The following is a 20284-nucleotide window of genomic DNA, read 5'->3' on the forward strand; positions in this document are numbered from 1 at the left end:
TAAGCCAGGGGTTAGAGTTACAAAATCATTCAAAAAAGTACACTTTGTAATACGATGCACCCCACTACTATCGAAATGACACCAATAACACCATTCATCCATTTAAATATAGATATATTACGCTCTATAAAACGACTCATGGTAAAGATCAACACATAACTATATACTGCCATAGAAAAGATAATCCCGATAGATTCTACTATTAATATCAGGATAGCATCAGAGATTGTGTCTGCACTAATAATTAATGCAGAAGTAAGTGCACCTCCTGTACCTGCCAACCCATGTAACATTCCTATCCAAAACGACCTGTTAATAGGGTTCATCGCAATTTCTTCACCTCTTTTTCCATGTAGATGAATAGGGTTATTAGCTGCATGTTCATGTGCTTCTATTTTTTTATGATCTGCCATCATCTCATTAATCTTATGATTTCTTCGAATAGCCATTACACCTAGCCAAATCATAATTGGACCGACAGAAAATTCTGCCCAAAAAGAGATACTCTCTACAAATGTATGTAGGGCAGCTCTAAATGCTAACGCAATCCCTCCAAACATCAACAAAGTCACCGAATGTCCAAATGCCCATTGAGACGCTGTAAATGCAGTTTTAAAAGATACTTTCTTTTTCTGAATAGCATTTTCTGCTGCCAATACGGATACCGCAGACATGTGATCTGGTTCAAAAGAATGTAAAACCCCTGCGATCAGAGGGCGAGCAAGATTCATGATGTTCATATAGTGTATGATATGTGAGTTCCATCATTATTAATCAAATACATAGCAATTGTTACATTTGGTGCTATTTTCTGACAATGATAATGGCATTCTTCTATTAATTTTTGATAAAAATTTTCTTGGGCTGTAAAAGTAAAAATTTCCCGGAGACGTCCTGCCATATTTAATGCTAAAACTTTGTTAGCAATTTCCTCTGGATATCCTGCTGATATAGCCAGCTGATATATAAAATCTTTGTCCCATGTTGCTTTTCCACTATGTGTATTCGTTCTACCTTGTGCTAATTTTGCTGCTTTTCCTAGCATAATCCCCATAGACACCTTGGTAATCTGGGGAGATTGATCAATTTTTTCAAAAGTTTCCTGTATCCAGTTTCCGTAATGTATACAAGATACTTCTGAAATATTAGGAAATATAGACCTCAACATCTTCTCACTACGTGCTCCAGAGTTTATTAATAATTCTGTCATACCATTTGCAACAGCAACATCAATCCCTTGTTGAATACTAGCAATATAAGATGCCGCAGAAAACGGAGTAACAATACCCGTGGTTCCTAATATTGAAATTCCATGTAATATCCCTAAGCGACTATTCAATGTTTTTTTAGCAAGCTCTTCTCCGTTTTTCACCGATATTGTAATGGTTACTCCGTATCTCTCGAGCTGATAATCTGATATTATCTTTTTACAAACGATACGCATCATATCCCTGGGGACTGGATTAATGGCGGGTTCTCCTACAGGTATTTCTAAGCCTGGTAAAGTAATTAACCCCACTCCTTTTCCTCTTTCAAAAAGAATACCTCCTGTATTATTAAGAGATACAGTAGCCATGATCTCTGCATTATGAGTTACATCAGGATCATCGCCTGCATCTTTTATTGTCGAATATGCAGCCTCCTTTTGTGTTAACGTATTGGATTGAACTCGAAATGTAGCGATTTCACCTATAGGTAATTGCACTTGTGTTTCGGTAATCTCCTGTTGGGTAACCAAACTCCATAACGCGGCTTTAACACAAGCAGTGGCACAAGCTCCTGTGGTATATCCTCTTCGTAAAGGCCTATCTGGTATGTCTTGTAGTTCGCTCAATATTTTTACTTAATAAATTTAATAAAACTGCATTTTCGATGAAGGCGCAGACCTCACAGGTCTTAGAGACCTGTGAGGTCTAAAGGTTCTTTATTCGTTAGTAATCATTTCAATTAACGCTGCTTTAGTATCGATACAAAGATATCGATTAGAAATTTTTGGTTTTTTAAGAATCACTATCGGGATATGTAAGGCTTGGGCCGCAGCTATTTTTTCTTCCAGTTTTCCATTACTTCCACTTTCTTTAGTAAAAATTATGTCTGGAGATAGTTTGGTAAACAACTCCATTTCGGCGGTCTTAGACTGTGGATATCCAAATAATAATTTTGTTTTTGGAAATCCAGCCTCATCGGCAATCGCTCTAGAGCTATCCCGATCCAAAATACGAAACCAGGTAAGGTGATTCTTCCAGTAGGATCGTAATTTAGCAATAGTTTGCACTCCCGAAAGTGCCAGTAATGAACTATACTTATTTTTGTTAAAATAGCGTATCGCTTCTTCAAAGCTATCTACATAAGATACGTTTTGATCTAGTATTCTTGGAGAAAACTGTCTTTGAAAACGTATTAAAGGCAATGCGATCGAAATATCTGCAATCATTTGATGCAATTGCACCGCAAAAGGATGAGAAGCATTAATAATATGTGTAATCTCATGTTTCTTGCAAAAATTCTCTAAGAGAGAAGTTGTCATTACTCCATCTATAGGAATTCCTTTCCCTTCATAATCCACTTTTGTTTTGGTTGAATAGTAATACGGATATTCTAGTTCATCCAATATTTTGGCAACTTTTTTTCCTTCCGTAGTGCCTCCAAAAACGAGTATCATGAAGATTGAATTTCTTTTTCTTTTTTTCTAAAGATATGGTGCCATTTATCATCATATAACCACGATCTGTTTTTACGAGCGCCTACAGCTTCGCCAACTACAATAAGCACCGTACGAGTTAGCTTATTTTTTTTGATGATAGTAGTTAGTTCTGAGAGGGTACCTGTCCATACTTCTTCATCTTCCCAACTCACACGATATAGTACCGCCAATGGTGTATTTTCTGGATAATGTTCTAGAAGTTGTGCTTGTATTTTTTTAGCGATACCTACACTTAAGAAAATACACATGGTAGCTCTTAATTTTGCCATATCTGCAATTTTTTCGTGTTCTGGCATTGGTGTATTTCCTTCTCCTCGGGTAAGAATAATAGTCTGTGCTACTTCGGGAATAGTAAATTCTGATTTGAGATATGCAGCTGCCGCCTGAAATGAGGAAATTCCCGGAACGATATAATAGTCGTATCCTTTTTCATCAAAAATAGTCATCTGTTCCTGTATCGCTCCATATATAGAAGGATCTCCAGAATGTAAGCGTACAATAGATTTTCCTTGTTCATAATATTGATCAATAATCATTATTTGCTCTTCTAAGGTCATCGATGCAGAATTACGCACTAATGCGCCTTCTTTTGCCATATGTGTCAAAGCTTCTGGCACCAAACTCCCTGCATATAAAATACAGTCAGCATTTTCCAAAATGTACTGCCCTTTTAAGGTTAATAGTTCTGGATCTCCCGATCCTGCACCTACAATTGCAATACTTGCTTTGCGTTCATATCTGACCGACAAACTTAATGCATAGGTAAATTTCTTACCAGATGATGTGAGTGCTTTTGTTTTTTCGACCAACCATGTTGATTGACCTGCTATTAATGCCGCAGCGGCTTCAGAAACGCCATAAACACCTACTTTTTTCTTTACAACTTCTGAAGGATTGGCAACTGTAATAGTATTAAGTTCTTCACTGGTATAGGTAATAAAAGGAATATTATGATACGCTGCAAAATCAAGATATGCCTGTTCCTCATTCTTAATAGTTGCAGATCCTATAGCGTAGATACTTTCTATCGCGATATGTTGTTCTTGTAATGCAGACTCTAATCCTTTCATTAGGAGTTGAGGCTCTATATCTTTTGCACATCCACTACCTAATGCCACACAAGGAGGGTAGAAAGAAAGAACAGGAGTCTCTGTAGCCATAATTTCATAACCCACATATAGTATTAATTCATAGTCGCTATGTTCAAAATCTTTCTGATCATAATAAACATCTACAAAATCCGGACAGGTTTTCTCCAAATATTGAACTCCTTTATTCTTAACTTTTAGAATTAATGCGGTAGACTTCCTGTTTACAAACAATGATATGATCTTATTTATAGGAATAGAGCTTTTCATTTTCCATCCATAGGTTTCTGCCAACGTATCCAGTGCCCATAGGTTTTGTAAATCACTAGATGTAGATAATACGGCTTGAGCATTAAGAATTCTACTAATTTGGGCTGTGAGTGTATTGGCTTTACCAATATGACCGCTAAGTACAGCTTGTACAAATTTTCCCTGATCATCAACATTAATCACAGCAGGATCACTTGCTTTATCCTTGATATGTGGGGCGATACTACGCACACAAATCCCTAATGCACCTACAAAAACCCATGCATCATAGTTATGAAAGGAATCTTCTATCAACTCTGCTACCGAATTGATTTGTTTTATATCTTTATTAACCTCTACTGTTCTTGTTGTAAACAACTTAGAGCGGTAAAATTCTTTTTGCAAGGTTTTAGCAATAGACAATCCCTGATCTGTAAAACAGAGTATTGCAACTTTTATAGTGTGTTCTGACATGTGTTTTTTTTGAAAAAGCTATTAAATTCTCCTACAACGCAAAGATATTAGGTTATTAACGTCTTAAAAAATGTTTATTAAGATTATGCATATCTGTTATGCAAAAAACCAAAAATCAACAACAGGCTTTTTATTCCATAAGAGGAGTAATTCTTCTATTTCTTTTTTCCCTGTTGGAGATGCGACTACAATAATGATTTGTGTATCCTCGAGTGTTTTAACATCATCATAATGCTCTAATCGTACCCCATAAATATCCTTTCCTATTTTTCTCTCATTATCACATACCCAATGAAATTTATCGTTATAAGATTGCAAGAGCTTGGCCATATCTTTTCCGTTTTTTCCTGCGCCCCATAGTACCAAAGGTCGTGTTTTATCTCTATCTAATTCATAGAAAAAGCGTAGCTTAAGATCAAAATATCGATTGTCTTTGTATTCGTCCCAGGTACGTGAAATTCTATTAGATCGGTCTCTCCAGTGATGTAGAATTTTATCAATCCCAACAACTGTTAAACCCAGTCTGTAAAATCGAAAACAGAGGTCGTAATCTTCTGGATATATAATCGGATCAAAAGCTCCTGCCGCATCAAAATCCTCTTTGTGTAGTAACCAACAATGAGATGGGATCACACATTCTCTATAAATCTCTTGATAGTGAGTACTTGTTCTAGCAACTTCATTAAGCCATTTTTCATATTTAAGAAACCCATCACCTACAACTCCCTCGTCAACAAAATGCTCAGTTCCTCCTGCAATCACAGTGCCTTTTCCGTGTTTACTCCATTCTTCTACAAGTACTTCTATTTTATACGCTGGCATTTTATCATCAGAATCCATTCTGTTAATCAACGTTCCTCTGGTTTCTGCATATCCTACTTGTAGTGTTGGGATTAATTTAGGTCTATCACTATTAAAAAATCGAATTCTGGAGTCTTTTTCAGCATATTCCTGCAAAATTTTCGGACTATCATCAGATGAGTGATCATTTACCGCAATAAGTTCCCAATTTTGATACGTTTGTGCCAAAATAGAATCTAAGCAATCCCTCAAATAGGGAGCCGTATCTTTAACGGCCATTATAATAGTAACTAGTGGTTGATCTGTCATTGCTTTAAAGGTTTTCTCCAGGAACTCGGTAGCTTTTTTGTTATTTCAATGTTTTGGAATTCTTTACTAGAACGCGCCCCATGAGTTTTTACCCATTTGGCCATTTCTAAAAGCCCTTTCTCTAAATCTATATGTTTTTTGGGGTTAAAAACAGTATCAAATTTTGAATGATTAGCATAGGCATGAGTCACTTCTTCCCGTTTTTCTAATTGCTCTATATTCAGTTCTGATTGCATTGCATTACTAACTGCTATTGCCAGCTCTTTTACAGAGTAAACTGTATCACTTCCTATATTAAAAACTGTATTATATGCTTCGGGTACTGTTACCGAATTAGCAATATAAGGTGCAATATCATCAATATGTGTAAAAGCTCTGGTTTGCTTACCATCTCCAAAAATAGTTAACGGTTTATTTTCCAGAATCTGATTCATAAATATCCCTACAACATTACGATACTTATCTCCTATATTTTGATGTCTTCCGTATACATTATGAGGCCTAAAAATGATATAATCCATACCAAACATCTTATGTGCATTTATTAAATCTAATTCTACGGCATACTTTGCTATTCCGTACGGATCTTCTGGTTGCGGAAATTGTGTTTCTACCAATGGCAATGTATTTGTTCCATAGACTGCAATAGAAGAGGTGAAAACAAAACATTTTACCTCATGAGCTACCGATGCATTAATCAGATTAACACTACCGATCAGATTATTCTGATAATTGAAATTTCTAATAAAATGACTTAACCCTTCTGCCGCATAGGCAGCCAAATGATAAACATAAGTGAACTTATACTCGTCAAAAAGAGTATGTATTAAAGTAACGTCTAGTATCGACCCTTCATAAAATAGTGCGGCTGGGTTTATATTCTCTTTATCTCCTCCAGAAAGATCATCTAAAACTATAACCTGGTGATTTTGTTTTAGTAAATGATTGACCACATGCGAACCTATAAATCCTGCTCCGCCAGTTACAAGTGAAGTTATTTTCACACGTTTAAATTTTTAATGCTCGTTTCATTTGGCAAACCTACATAAATTGATCATATATGGGACAGATTTTGTTTAAAATGAATTATTTTCAAGATCTATTATAGAGCTTGAAACAAGCTTTCTGTTATTTACACTCTTATATAACAGGCTTTACAACCAAACGTTAATGATTCTAGAGTCTATAACGATAATCCAATATGAGAAATGGTGTTATGCGGGTATTTGTGAGTGATTCGATCAAGTCTTCTGTGTTTGATCCTGGGCAATAACCTTCATTCAATAAAATGTTTTCGTAAGTGACACACCTATTATCATCGTTAGTTTTTGTTGCTTCATCAATAATAATTTCAACATTCTGTAATGGAATGTTCTTTGTATCTAGATCTTCTAAAATAAGATTATTGGTAAGGAATTTTTCAGAAAAAATAGTACTTATAACATTGTTGGTTTCTTCTACCCCTGTTTCTATTTCTATCTTTTTGATGTCAAGTTCGGACATATCAACATCCTTTCTATAAGAATATAGAACAGCAACACCTATCATTAGTAAACTAAGTAGTTTATTTTTTTTCATAATCATGTTCTTTTCCTAATACTTAGACACAAAAGTATACACTATATGAAGTGAAGAACACACTGGAAACCGTGAATTTTATTAAAAACGAGCAAACCAGATACTGTATAAAAAATTAAATTTCTATTTGGTTTTAGATCTTAATTTTATTGCTTTAAGTAACGTAATTGGATTGTATTCATCAAGTGATAATACGGATTCTTCTATGACAGTATACCCTATTTTGTTGCAGCCCGCTTTAAACGCTTGTACCGAACTTTCTTTTACAGCATTAATTACTATACAGGTTTCAAGTTTTAAAACCGGAGTTATCTTTAGAAAAAGTTCTTCTAATCTACCTCCATGACCTCCAATAAAAATTGCTTCAGGCTTTACAAATTGAGTAAGATCCTGCTCAAAAAAATCTCCCATTACAATTTGAATCCCAGGAACTCCAAAGCGTTTTTGGTTTTCTTCTAAAATAACTTTACACTCTGGTCTCTTTTCAAAAGCAATAATATCTAAATCCCTATTTTTTAATTTAGCCTCGACACTAACAGATCCGGTACAAAAACCAATATCCCATAATGTATCAATATTAAGAACATTTAAGTAATGTAGAGTTGTTAATCGAACAGGCATTTTGGTAATCATCTTAGGTCTTCCTGGCAAACCTTTAAAATCAGCATCCTTTATCCCAAAATCAATGTGGCGATGTCTTGTTTTTTTAAGTATAACACAATTCAATGAGTGAAACTTCATTATTGAAGCTTTTTGCAACGCTAGTTCCTGAAACTTTTCCTGTTCTCCTTCTATATCCTCTCCTACTAGCATGACATAATTATCATATCCATACTCCAAAAGTCTTTTTGCAATGATAGCTGGGGTTTTTTCTGCATCTGTAAGTACCCCGATACTTTCTTTTTGTTGGATTAAGATAGCATCTAATGCTTTCCAGCTTCTTCCGTGTACACTTATGGTTTGTAATTGATTACTGTTCAAATTCATGGCATTAGCCAATAATTGAATTGAACTAAAATAGGGTGCTGTTATAATTTCTGCATCAGGATATTTATTTTTTAATGTATTCGAAAACCCATAAAACAGCGGATTGCCAGAAGCAAAAACAATAATTGGTACTGTTGCTTTTTCATATGCCTCGAATACTTGAGACATCGGAGATTGAATAGTTATCCATTCATGATTTTCTGGAAGGTAGTCTTTAACTAATTCATAATGACGTTTTCCTCCACTAAAAAATAGGGTATCCAGAATACTTTGTTGTTGTTCTGTTGTGAAATCCGGGGTTTTATTTCCGATACCTATAATATGGAAGGTCATAGTGTTTTTGATATTATATATGTTCTGATAGTATTAACAAAGCTACAAAGTTAAAGTATATAGAAATGAAAACATTTATCACTTCTCTCTAAAGCTCCTTTCTTTCTATCATTTACAATTGTTTAGTGTTAAAGCAAAATATATTCAGTTATTTTAAATGAAAAAACAACCTTTCAACTTAATCCAACAGCAAAAAAACTATATTTGCGCCCGATAAATGGTTTTTCACCTATGGTGAAAATTAAAAGGGAATTTGGTGAGAATCCAAAACTGTTCCCGCAACTGTAAGATTCACAAAAAAGTAGTACCATAAAACCACTGTAGCAAAGGCTATGGGAAGGAGGTATTTACCGAATTAAGTCAGGAGACCTGCCATAAAATCCAAATAATTATTAACTCTCGGGTAAAGAGTGAAAATAATAATAACTGCCTTTAACCTATAATGGTAGTCTTTATTTATTTCTGCATTTTTCCCTGCTTAATCTCAATTTAAAAAATGAAAAAATTAGTATTATGCAGTGTCTTATTGTTATGGGGTTTCATTACCTATGCACAATCAAACATTACAATTACCGGAACTGTAAAAAGTCAAACTTCCGGAAAAGGAATTTCTAATGTTTCTGTTTTTATACAACAGACAAATCACGAAACAATTACAGATGAAAAAGGAAAATATTCGATCTCATTAGAAAAAGGAAACTATAATATTTTGTTCTCTGCCATTAGCTATCAACAAACTATTAAAAATATTATTGTGGATAGGGAATCTCTCATTTTGGATGTAACACTTAAAAAAAACATTACTGGATTAGAAGAAGTGTTTATTAATGGAGGAAACAATAAAACCAATAAGAAAATACTAAGTGTTAACAAATTAGGAATCAAAAACATAGACATTCCTGTAACCACAAATAGTATTAATGGAGAAATTATGCAACAACGTAATGTTTCTGATATCGGAGATGCAGTTAAAAGTGTTACCGGTGTAAGGCCTATAAACAGGTATGGAGGTTTCCAAACTTTTAGAATTAGGGGATTTAATAATTTTGTTATGTTAGTTGATGGTGTTAGAGATGAAAGGCACAACATATCTACAAGTGCACCTTCTACGAATCTGGTAAATGTAGAAAGAATAGAGGTACTCAAAGGCCCAGCAGGGGTTCTATATGGTCATTCGGCATTAGGAGGAATTATAAATATAGTCCGTAAAAAACCTACATACAACCAAAAAGCCAATTTTAAAGCTACTTATGGTAGTTATGACACTTATAATATTGAAGGCGGTGTTAGTGGTCCAGTTTCGGATAAATTACGCTATAGAGTAGATATAGGAATGACACGTACCCAAGGGTGGAGAGATTATGGCATAGCGACTAATAACGGATCCTTAATGTTAGATTATACCCCTTCTGCAAATGACAAGTTAGCTTTCTACTTTCAGACCAATAAAGATGTATATGATACAGACACGGGTATTCCTGTAGATGAAGATAGCTCTATTATTTCAGGAATGGATCCAGAGACCAGGTACAACGACCCTCAGGATTATCTAAAACACAAGCGCCTTGATTATCAAATAAAATACTCACATGATTTTGATCCTAATTTAAAGTTATCTAATCTCTTATCGTATTCGAATGATGATATAGATTACCTTTCTACAGAATTTCTAGAGTTAAATCCAACTAAAGATTCTATCACCAGAGCTTTCCCGTTTTATTTTAATCATCAAACCAAAACTTTGCAAAATCAATTAGATTTAAGCTATACATTCAAAACAAGTACTATAGAACATAAGGCATTACTAGGGAATTCTATCAGTATTTTAGATCGTAAGACTTTTAGAGGAGAAGTAATTGGCCCTGGAACTTTTACAACTATTTCTGTTCAAAACCCTACTTTAAACCAAGGGCACATTGAGACAATAGATAATAAAGTTGATATAAAAAAGGAGGTAGTATACGCGTTTTATTTGCAAGATTGGATTAAATTTTCAGATAAATTTAAAGCACTAATAGGACTACGTTATGATACATTTACCGGAACTTATTATAGAGATATTATTAATAATAACAGAGCCTTAATTACTTCTGGAGTTCGTACAAAAATTCCTTCATCTTCATTCTCATATCGCGCTGGTATTGTTTACCAACCAGTTAAAGATATGATTAGCATTTTTGCTTCATATTCAAACTATTTTAAACCATCTAGAAGAGTAACTCCGAATGGAAAAGTATTTGACCCTGAAACAGGTTTTCAAAATGAATTAGGAATCAAGTTTCAAAAAAATGAGCTGTTTACTGCTACACTTTCGGCTTATTATATGTTAAAAAATAATATCGTAGAAAAAACAAGTGTCGACGATTACCAGCAAATAGGCTCTGCAGATTCTAAAGGCATAGAATTAGATATTGAATCAAAACCTTTTGAAGGATTTTATATTAAAGCAGGATATGCTTTTGTAGATGCCAAAATTAGAGATTATAACAAAACGCTACAAACTGTACCTGCAGGAAACAGGTTACCATATGCCCCTAAAAATTCTATTAATTTTTGGGGAAATTATGAATTTCAAAAAGGGTATTTACACGGTTTGGGAATCGGTTTAGGACTAAATTACGTTGGTAAAAACTATACCAATTCGAGTAACACATACACATTACCTTCGTATACTACTATAGATGGATCCCTTTATTATCAAGCGAAAAAAGTTAGAATAGGATTAAACATAAATAATATAGCTGATACACTTTATTTTACCGACGCGATCTATTCAAATCAGTTTTTTCCTGGCCAGGGAAGAAACTACAAATTAAGTTTGGCATATAAGTTTTAAACAAATTTAAACGGAGAATGTATCGATGTAATCTAACTATCGATGCATTTTCCATTACTTTAATAAAATCTACAATTACATACTCTGAAATATTATAAAAACAGATGAAAAAGATTATTTCTTTACATCATTGGCTTGGCACCTTTTTTTGTGTCTTATTCTTAATTTGGTTTTTATCAGGCTTTGTTATGATGTATCAAAGTTTTCCACATTTAAATCAAACTGAAAGAATAGAAATGCTTTCTAATTCAGTAAATACCGAGGTATTATCTCCTAAAACCGTTTTTAAAAACGATACTATTCGCGAGATATCCCAACTTAGACTGAACTATATTCTCGATAGACCTGTTTTTCATTTGATTACAGGTCAGGGAAAACTTTTTTCCAAATATGCAGATACTGGTCAAAAAGTGACCTTAACAAAAGAGAGAGCACTAAAAATTGCAATAAAAAATACAAGAATAACGGCTAGTTCTACTATCCAAGCATTAACAGAGTTAGACCAGTGAATTCCAAGAACAAAGTATATACCTCATATGCCTATTTTCAAAATTGAATTTGAGGATGAAAACAATACGTTGGTTTATATCTCATCAGTAACGGGAGAGTTACTTGCTATAAATACGAGTTCTGAAAGGTTTTGGTCGTGGGTGGGAGCTATTCCTCATTGGATTTATTTTAAGGATATTAGAATTCATAATACATTATGGAGGCAACTGGTAACATGGCTAGCCGCATTAGGATTCATCATGGTAATTACAGGTATAATAACTGGATTGGTAAGATATAAAAAGAAACCAAAGGCAAAATTTAAAAGATTCAAAAACAAATGGTACAATTATCATTATTATTTTGGATTGGTTTTTGGGATATTTGTCTGTACCTGGATTTTTAGTGGGTGGATGAGTATGTCGCCTTTTGGATGGACTCCTGGTACACAATTACAAAAAGAAGAAGCTCTAAAATGGCAAATGCAAAAACATACTATATATTACTATAATGAAGATAGTTGGAGTAGTTTTCTAAATCAGTTAAAACAAAAGAAATTTAAAGAAATAAATTTTAATTTTTTTCAAAATAATGTTTACACCCAAGTTTTTTTTCAAAATACAAGTTCTTTATATAGTTTATATAACGCTAACTCTTCTTTAAGTATAGATAGCTATCAAAAAGTTGTAAATTCTTTTTCTTCCAAAAATGAAGTGAAAGAAAGTATTCTCTTAAAAGAATATGACAATTATTACTATAGTCGACATAATGATAAAGATTTACCCATAATTAGAATTAAAACCACTAAAAATATAACCTATTATATCAACCCAAAAACAACTAGGGTAGTATATAAATGTGCTACAAAAAACAAAATTCAACGTTGGATTTATAACGGCTTACATAGTTTAGATTTCTCATTTCTAGCATGGAACAGGCCCTTATGGGATATCGTTCTTTTTATTTTATTAACAGGAGGTGCAGTACTTAGTTTTTCGGCAACTGGATTAGGGATTAAATTCATCAGAAGAAAAAATAGACGAAGGATAAAAAGAAAAGAGAAAAAATAAAGCTTTACAATAGAATATCATTACTAAACTATTACTTTACAATTTGGTTACAGCAATTTTTGTGTAATAAAAATCATAAACCTTAACCAAAGCAATTTATTTTGTTAAAAGTGAAAAATAGTAGCATACCAGATTATTTATATTTTTCTTCAATCACCACCTCTTTTTGAAATTTTTTACGATCCCATTTTTTTAATTCTAATTCGGGTTGGTTGTAAAACATGTCTGTATACCCAAAGCATAAATACCCTATCAATTGGTTTTGTTCTGGAGCCTCAAGTACTTGTTTTACTTTTTCAGGATCCAAAATACTCACCCATCCCATTCCTATATTTAAGGACCGTGCCATAAGCCACATATTTTGTATCGCACAAACTACACTGTATTTTCCCATATTAGGCATACTTGTTTGACCCAAAACAGGACCTTCTGCAGGTTTATAAAATACGGCCATATTTAAAGGAGATTCTAAAATCCCTTCTAGTTTAAGCTTGATATATTCTTTTTGTTTTTCGTCTGTAAACTGCATTGCAGCACGTGCCGTTTCTTCAGAAAAAGTTTCTTTTACCGCTTGCTTTGTTTTTTGGTCCCGGATCAATACAAATTCCCAAGGCTGTGAAAACCCTACCGAAGGAGCAGCTAATGCCGCTTCTATAATCTTATTAATTGACTCTTGAGATATAGGAGTATCTAAAAAGTGATTCCCTCGAACATCTCTACGGTGGATCATGATCTCTTCAAGCAATGCTTGTTCTTTATCGTTAAATATACGTTGTGGATGCTCTTTCATATATTCTATAATTTAGCTTCTTCTAGCGTAAATGCTGCATTAACAATGGCCGCTGCAAAATTACTACCTCCTCGCTTTTTGGTAATTAATGCATACGGAATATGGGATATTGTTTTTAGTCGTTCTTTGGATTCTATTACATTGATAAATCCTACTGGCGCTCCAATAACTCCTGTAGGAGATAATATTCCTTCTTGAATCTGATCTGCAATCTCAATTAATGCTGTAGGTGCATTTCCGATAACAAATAATGCGTTGGGATATTTTTTTGCAGCGAGTTTTATTCCCGCCTGTGTTCGCGTTAACCCTTCTTTTTCTGCAAGTTGAAGAGATTCCTTATCGTTTAATAAACAAACTACTTGGTTACCATATTTGGCAGTATATGCTTTTGTAATACCTGCAGCCACCATAGTTACATCGGTAACGATTGTACCTCCATTTTTAAGATAATCATGCCAGGTAGCAATCGCATGCTTAGAAGTCTCCAGATAGTTTATATATTCAAAATCACCAGAGGTATGTATACATCGTATTGCTGCCCATAAAGTATCGTTTGCTAATGTATTTGATGGGATATTATCTAATATTTCTTTAAAGCTGGCTTGTTGTATTTCTTCACCGGTTTCAGGTTTTCTATTCAAATACCCTCTTGGTGTGATTAGATGATCTTTATATCTAAAGGTCTGACTATTTCCTATTAGCACCACACAAAACATATCTACCTCATCGACATCTAACTCTGCCAAAGTGGTAATTTTAATCTCTTCTTCTGTTCTTCCTAATTGTTTGCATATCGCTACAGGTGTAGTTTTGGGTCTATACTTCAGGTAAATAGTTTTTAACGCTCCCAATTGCCAATACCGTTTTTTACTTTTAGGATTATACAGCCCTGTTACAAAATCTCCCATTGCCGCAGCATGGATGCGCTTCTCTATTGTGGTCCATGGAGTCATTAAATCAGATAAGGAAATACAACAGAAATCATGACCTAATATAGCTCCTAATTTACTTCCTGCTGTAACAAAGGCAGAAATGCCTGGTACAGTCTCTACAGGAATATCTAATTTTTGCTCTGCAACTTTTTGATATACTATAGATGCCATTGCATATATACTAGCATCACCAGAACCAATAACGACAACCTGTTCCCCTTCTAAAGCATGTTGTATTGCGATTTCTGCTCTTTTTTCTTCTTCACTTAATTCTTTACCAATACATAAAGCATCAGGACGCACTAGATGTTGAATAAATTGAAAATAATAGTGATATCCTATGATTACTGAGGCTTCTGAAATTGCCTGTGTAGCCATTGGAATGATATAATCTGAATGCCCGGGACCTAGTCCTACAACTTTGATCATTGTTTGATAATTAATAAAGAGAAATATGGAATTTCTCTATTGGTCAGAGTGGTTAAATCTGTTGTTATATATTCTTGATTGGTTCCTAAACGTTCACAATAATAACATTTCCAATCTTTCTGTACTAATTCTGAGTGAAAATCATTCCAACCAGAGCGTATTTTCATTAATATCACGGTATCAAATTCTAAAAAGTATTTAGAGATTTCTGCGATATTTTTTACTCTTGGAACGATTGCAATTTTATCATTAAGTAAACTTAATGGTATTTGGTGTTGCGATGCTCCCAGCGAAAAAGAATTGATTCCCGGCACCAAAAACACTGGTAATTGCAATTCTTGAAGCCCTGTTAATATATACGAAAAAGAAGCATATAAACTAATATCTCCTTCGCATACAATCGCTATTTTTTTTTCCTGCCTGATAAGCTTTTTCTATGTCTTTTACCGTTGCTGCATATGTTTCTGAAGCCTCTTGGCGATCGTATGACATATTTAGGAAAAACCCTTTTAGCTCTTTATGCTCTAATCCATGATATTGTAATATCGGATATACAAAGCTCTTTTTTTGATCTTTGGTAATAGATCCCGGATAAAAGATAAGATCGACTTCTTTTAATATTCGTAACGCTTTAAGTGTAAGAAGTTCTGGATCTCCAGGTCCTAAAGCTATTCCATAAATTGTATGCAAAATCGTTATGTTCTTTTCTTTTTTCTTTTATACAAAAACAATTGCCATTTTTCTTCTGCTACTCCGGCTTTATCCATTTCTGCTCTGGCCATGGTGAAGAATAAATCTGATAATCTATTAATATAGGCAACTACATATTCTTCTACAGATTCAGGATCTTCATGCATTAAAGTAACCAATCTGCGTTCGCCTCTTCTTATTTGTGTTCTACACACATGACATAATGCTGAAATTTCATTTCCACCTGGTAATAAAAAATAGTCAGATGGAGAGCTAATATTGGCTTCCATCTCATCCATCCATTGTTCACAAAAATCTGCTCCGTCTTTGGGTTTGGGATTAGGGTTTTCTTTTTTAGAATCTGATGGTCTTGCGAGGTGTGACATCATATCCATAAGATCTTTTTGAATTTTATGAAGATTTGGCTGCCACTCGTGGTCATTACCTAACTTTGCACGTAGCAATCCAATAGTAGAATTTGCCTCGTCCAAAGCTCCATTACATTCTATACGTGCAGAATCTTTAAATTCTCTTTTTCCTCCAAAGACTCCAGTTTTACCTGTATCTCCTTTACGTGTGTATATTTTCAAGGGATTAAAAATTTTAAATTAATACTGAAATTATGTCAATGAATGGTTATACTCCTTCTCCTACCAGCAATTTTTCTTCTAATACCTCCTGAATCTTTTGCTCTTCAAGTTCTTCACCAATAATTACTAATCGAGTAGCCTTGATTTCTCCTTCAATCCACTTTCTATCAAAATAGTTTTCAAATCGATCTGCCACTCCCTGAACAATCATACGCATTGGTTTACCAGGCACATGGATAATTCCTTTAATCCTGTAAATATGGTATTTTGCTACTAGTGTTTTTAAATTTTTGATTAACGTTTCTGGAGTATGAGGTACTTTAATTTCTATTACAATAGAATTGATTGAATCATCATGATCGTGGTCATGATGGTGATGACCATGTTCATCATGATCATGGTGGTGGTGTTCTTCGTGATGAGAATGTTTGTCATCTACATGATCTTCGGCTTTAGCATCAATTCCTAATAGTACATCGGCAGGAATATTACCTTTTACTGCAGAAATCAACTTGATGTTACTACCAACACAATTCTGGATAATATCCCTTACTTGATTATATTCTTCTGTATTGATTAAATCTGATTTGGTCATTATAATCAAATCTGCACAAGAAAGTTGATCTTCGAATAACTCTTCGATAGAAGATTCGTGATCCAGGTTTTCATCGTCTAATCGCTGAGATTGTACCTTATCACGGTCGCATATTTCGCCTGTGGCCTGTCCTACACAATCGACAACAGTAATTACAGCATCTACAGTGATTTGTGGTTTCAAATCAGGCCAGTTAAACGCTTTTAATAACGGTTTAGGCAATGCTAATCCCGAAGTTTCGATAATAATATGATCAATATCCTGTTTACGTTCCATCAATTGAAGCATGGTGGGCAAAAACTCTTCCTGTACTGTACAACAAAGGCATCCATTACTCAATTCTAATATATTTTCTTCTTCACACCCACAGTCGTTACCTTTTAGAATTTCTCCATCCATTCCTAATTCTCCAAATTCGTTAACAATTATTGCTAATCGTCTACCATTTGCATTTTTAGCAATTTGATGTATCAAAGTCGTTTTTCCAGATCCCAGAAACCCTGTAATAATCGTTACAGGTATTTTTTGTGTGTTTAAAGCCATATGTTCTTATCAAAAATGATTCTAAGCAAAACTATCTATTATTGCTTAAAGGAAAAAACAAATTATGATATGTTTATATTAGATTGTGCACATGTTTTTATAATGATCTACTAATAGAAATATATTAGATCGTTTTATTGCGATTTTGCCTCATTATTAATCTTTAAAGATACATTCATTTCTATTGACAATCTATAAATAAAAAAAGCTGTCTAAAAATCACTTTTCAGACAGCTTACTTTTAATATTTTGATGATCGGTTATTCTTATTCTGGTAATATCCGGATCCAAATCTGGCATAGGGGTGTTACCTCTATTTAGTATTTCCTCTCATCATCAGCATTTTTAGTTATCCAGTATAAGAACTGGCACATTTGTTTTATTTATAGTTTGTTGAATTTTAGTATCAAAACCAATTGATTTACTTAGTGTTTGTTTGGCTTCTCTTTTTACACAAAGCAATCCTAATTTATTTTTTTCAATATATTTTGAGAGACCACTACTGGTATCCATTCCTTCTTCAAACTCAAAGATTACTGTATTTTCTACAATAGATTGCTCTTCAGGTTGTGAAAATGCCGTTGGTGTTTTAATTTGAGATCCTGTTTTCTTAATTTTAAACAATTTAAAAGGTATATCAGTACACTTTTTTAAATCCTGCACAATCCCGACTTCATTATGGATAGAGGTATCATCAAGAAAACCAAGAGATACATTATGGCCAGAAATAAGATGCTTATCATTTCCAGAAATAAGAATTCCTCCTTTATAATTCTTCAATAAATAAGAAGTTAATCCACCTCTCAAAAAGTTCACTCGTTTAGGTTTTCGTTTACCAATAACAACGATATCCGGATTTGTTTTAGCAATATGGCTTTGTACTTCGGCAATAACATTCCCGAAAGCAAAACTGTAAATAATAGGAATATTTTCGTTGTCTGATACAGTATCGACCAATTTTTGCATTGCCTTTTTTGAAGCAATTCTTTCTTCGTCTAATGTTCGTAATGCGGCTATTTGGTTATCATACTGAACAACCTGCATGGGTGATTTTACATAAAAAACCTCTATTCCTGCATCTATAACCTTTGCCAAATTCACAGCATTGCGTAAAGCTGTGTATGAGGATTTGGTTTGATCAATTAATACTAATAGTCTGTATTTTGTTTTTAACATACGTTTTTTCATAAGTTTTTATTTTAAGCGCTTTTAGGGCGTAATCTGAAAAATTTAATAAAACTGTCTGGATTTTCTATAGTACCTCTTTCTGAAATAAGTTGAATGTCGATATTCCTATTTCTTGCTTTTTCAGAAAAGTCTTCAAGAATTTCGACAATATCATTGTCTAAATATCTTGTTTTTCGAACATCAAGTTCTAGATAGGTATCTCTGGGAAGACTGTCTAATTCTTTAAGAATAGCACCTTTATTAAAAAATGTTACTTCTTCTGCTAATGTCATCTTTATTTTATGTTTTCCGTTACTCTTATCTTCGATATGCAAGAAATGTGAATTTTGAAAACTCTTTATCAAAATAACTACAACACCTACTAATAGGCCTAGTCCTATCCCTACCAAAAGATCTGTAAATACAATACCTGTAACTGTAACTATAAACGGAACAAATTGTTTCCAACCTAATTGATACATGGTTTTAAATAATCCTGGCTTTGCAAGCTTATACCCAACAATAAAAAGAATTGCAGCTAATACAGATAACGGAATCTTATTTAAAAGTCTTGGTATTAAAATTATAGAAATTAACAACAAAAACCCATGTAAGATTGCTGCCATTTTGGACTTACCTCCTGATTGGATATTTGCCGAACTACGTACAATTACCTGGGTAACAGGTAATCCTCCGATAAGTCCAGAAATAATATTCCCCGTTCCCTGAGCTAGTAATTCTCGATTGGTTGGTGTTACTCGCTTACGAGGATCTAGCTTATCAGTAGCCTCTACACACAATAAAGTTTCTAGACTAGCTACCAGAGCAATAGTAAATGCAGTTACCCATATTTGAGGGTTAGTAATGGCTCCAAAATTCGGAAAACTAAATTGCGCTAAGAACGAAGATGCATCTTCTGGTACAGGTACACTTACCAGGTGTTCTGAAGAGATTCCCCAGGTGCTATTTCCTGCGGTAACTATAAAGTATATAATACCGGCAGCAACTGCTACCAAAGGTCCTTGAATAAGTTGAAATATTTTTCCTTTTTTAGAGAGTACTTTACTCCATAATATAAGAACTCCAAGGCCGATAACTGCAATTAAAGTAGCTCCAGGGCTAATAGCATTAATTGCATTTAAAATTTCTGAAAACGTATTTTCTCCATCTACCTGAAAGAATGCAAAATCACCTTCTGGATCTGCATCATATCCAAAGAAATGCGGTATTTGTTTAAGTATAATGATAATACCTATTCCTGTAAGCATTCCTTTAATTACTGATGATGGAAAATAATATCCAATAATTCCTGCTTTCAAAAAACCAAATGCCAATTGTATCACACCACCCAAAACGACGGCCAAAAGGAAGTTTTGATAACCTCCCAATGCACCAATAGCGGTTAATACAATTGCTGCTAGCCCAGCTGCTGGGCCACTAACACCAATTTGGGATCCACTCATGGCTCCCACTACGATACCTCCTACGATACCTGCAATCAAACCAGAAAACAAAGGAGCTCCACTGGCTAAAGCGATACCTAAACATAGAGGTAACGCCACAAAAAAGACGACAATACTGGCCGGAATATCGGCCTTTAAATTTTTAAATAAATTTGAATTATTCATAG

General features: G+C 33.9%; 19 protein-coding genes and 1 riboswitch. Of the genes, 3 read left to right on the top strand and 16 right to left on the bottom strand.

All coding sequences use genetic code 11. From position 1 onward, the window contains the following. Window positions 1-29: 29 nt before the first annotated feature. The 8 genes from NNL09_RS03545 to cbiE all read right to left on the bottom strand — a co-directional run bounded on the left by NNL09_RS03545 (window position 30) and on the right by cbiE (window position 8523). Window positions 30-740, bottom strand: a complete 711-nt coding sequence (locus tag NNL09_RS03545) for a hypothetical protein (RefSeq protein WP_196909144.1) — start codon at window positions 738-740, stop codon at window positions 30-32. Continuing rightward, entirely contained in the window at window positions 737-1834 is a 1098-nt protein-coding gene (locus NNL09_RS03550) for a cobalt-precorrin-5B (C(1))-methyltransferase (RefSeq protein WP_231389148.1), read from the bottom strand. Before NNL09_RS03550 ends, NNL09_RS03545 begins: the two co-directional genes overlap by 4 nt. Window positions 1835-1924: 90 nt before the next feature. Further along, entirely contained in the window at window positions 1925-2662 is a 738-nt protein-coding gene (locus NNL09_RS03555; protein ID WP_196909145.1) for a precorrin-6A/cobalt-precorrin-6A reductase, read from the bottom strand. After that, window positions 2659-4515 (bottom strand): precorrin-4 C(11)-methyltransferase, encoded by a 1857-nt coding sequence (cobM, locus tag NNL09_RS03560; RefSeq protein ID WP_196909146.1) that lies wholly within the window; start codon window positions 4513-4515, stop codon window positions 2659-2661. Before cobM ends, NNL09_RS03555 begins: the two co-directional genes overlap by 4 nt. Before the next feature lie 96 nt (window positions 4516-4611). Next, the gene (locus NNL09_RS03565) at window positions 4612-5625 is read right to left on the bottom strand and encodes a glycosyltransferase family 2 protein (RefSeq protein WP_196909147.1); all 1014 of its coding nucleotides are present in this window, start codon (window positions 5623-5625) and stop codon (window positions 4612-4614) included. Further along, window positions 5622-6629, bottom strand: a complete 1008-nt coding sequence (locus tag NNL09_RS03570) for an NAD(P)-dependent oxidoreductase (protein ID WP_196909148.1) — start codon at window positions 6627-6629, stop codon at window positions 5622-5624. Before NNL09_RS03570 ends, NNL09_RS03565 begins: the two co-directional genes overlap by 4 nt. Before the next feature lie 172 nt (window positions 6630-6801). Beyond that, window positions 6802-7203 carry a hypothetical protein gene (locus NNL09_RS03575; protein WP_196909149.1) on the bottom strand — a complete coding sequence of 134 codons (402 nt, stop codon included), beginning with the start codon at window positions 7201-7203 and terminating at the stop codon, window positions 6802-6804. A gap of 123 nt (window positions 7204-7326) precedes the next feature. Further along, on the bottom strand, window positions 7327-8523 hold the full coding sequence (gene cbiE, locus NNL09_RS03580) for a precorrin-6y C5,15-methyltransferase (decarboxylating) subunit CbiE (RefSeq protein ID WP_196909150.1): 1197 nt from the start codon (window positions 8521-8523) through the stop codon (window positions 7327-7329). A 201-nt stretch (window positions 8524-8724) separates the two neighbouring features. Continuing rightward, window positions 8725-8915: riboswitch (cobalamin riboswitch) on the top strand. Window positions 8916-9019: 104 nt separating this feature from the next. On the opposite strand from cbiE, the gene NNL09_RS03585 reads away from it, so the two are divergent. From NNL09_RS03585 to NNL09_RS03595, 3 genes are all read left to right on the top strand, one after another. Then, window positions 9020-11359 (top strand): TonB-dependent receptor, encoded by a 2340-nt coding sequence (locus NNL09_RS03585; protein WP_196909151.1) that lies wholly within the window; start codon window positions 9020-9022, stop codon window positions 11357-11359. A 104-nt stretch (window positions 11360-11463) separates the two neighbouring features. Continuing rightward, complete coding sequence (locus tag NNL09_RS03590; protein ID WP_196909152.1) at window positions 11464-11868, top strand: hypothetical protein; 405 nt, start codon at window positions 11464-11466, stop codon at window positions 11866-11868. Between the two features lie 27 nt (window positions 11869-11895). Beyond that, complete coding sequence (locus tag NNL09_RS03595) at window positions 11896-12918, top strand: PepSY domain-containing protein (protein ID WP_196909153.1); 1023 nt, start codon at window positions 11896-11898, stop codon at window positions 12916-12918. Between the two features lie 133 nt (window positions 12919-13051). On the opposite strand, the gene bluB is transcribed toward NNL09_RS03595, so the two are convergent. From bluB to NNL09_RS03635, 8 genes are all read right to left on the bottom strand, one after another. After that, complete coding sequence (gene bluB / locus NNL09_RS03600) at window positions 13052-13708, bottom strand: 5,6-dimethylbenzimidazole synthase (protein ID WP_025663077.1); 657 nt, start codon at window positions 13706-13708, stop codon at window positions 13052-13054. 5 nt (window positions 13709-13713) lie between these two features. Further along, window positions 13714-15069, bottom strand: coding sequence for a precorrin-3B C(17)-methyltransferase (gene cobJ / locus NNL09_RS03605; RefSeq protein WP_196909154.1), 1356 nt, complete (start codon window positions 15067-15069; stop codon window positions 13714-13716). After that, entirely contained in the window at window positions 15066-15494 is a 429-nt protein-coding gene (locus NNL09_RS03610; RefSeq protein ID WP_371877884.1) for a precorrin-2 C(20)-methyltransferase, read from the bottom strand. The genes cobJ and NNL09_RS03610 overlap by 4 nt, the downstream gene beginning before the upstream one ends. Continuing rightward, window positions 15448-15759: an SAM-dependent methyltransferase gene (locus NNL09_RS03615; protein WP_254514204.1), complete on the bottom strand. Its 312-nt coding sequence runs from the start codon at window positions 15757-15759 to the stop codon at window positions 15448-15450. Before NNL09_RS03615 ends, NNL09_RS03610 begins: the two co-directional genes overlap by 47 nt. Window positions 15760-15764: 5 nt before the next feature. Beyond that, a complete protein-coding gene (locus NNL09_RS03620) occupies window positions 15765-16349 on the bottom strand; it encodes a cob(I)yrinic acid a,c-diamide adenosyltransferase (RefSeq protein ID WP_074407359.1) in 585 nt (194 codons plus the stop codon). Between the two features lie 46 nt (window positions 16350-16395). Beyond that, window positions 16396-17487, bottom strand: a complete 1092-nt coding sequence (gene cobW, locus NNL09_RS03625) for a cobalamin biosynthesis protein CobW (RefSeq protein WP_196909156.1) — start codon at window positions 17485-17487, stop codon at window positions 16396-16398. 345 nt (window positions 17488-17832) lie between these two features. Then, complete coding sequence (locus tag NNL09_RS03630) at window positions 17833-18675, bottom strand: universal stress protein (RefSeq protein WP_196909157.1); 843 nt, start codon at window positions 18673-18675, stop codon at window positions 17833-17835. Window positions 18676-18686: 11 nt separating this feature from the next. Then, window positions 18687-20282, bottom strand: coding sequence for a SulP family inorganic anion transporter (locus tag NNL09_RS03635; protein WP_025663083.1), 1596 nt, complete (start codon window positions 20280-20282; stop codon window positions 18687-18689). Window positions 20283-20284: the final 2 nt, after the last annotated feature.

This window comes from Aquimarina sp. EL_43 (genome assembly GCF_943422735.1).
GTDB lineage: Bacteria > Bacteroidota > Bacteroidia > Flavobacteriales > Flavobacteriaceae > Aquimarina > Aquimarina megaterium.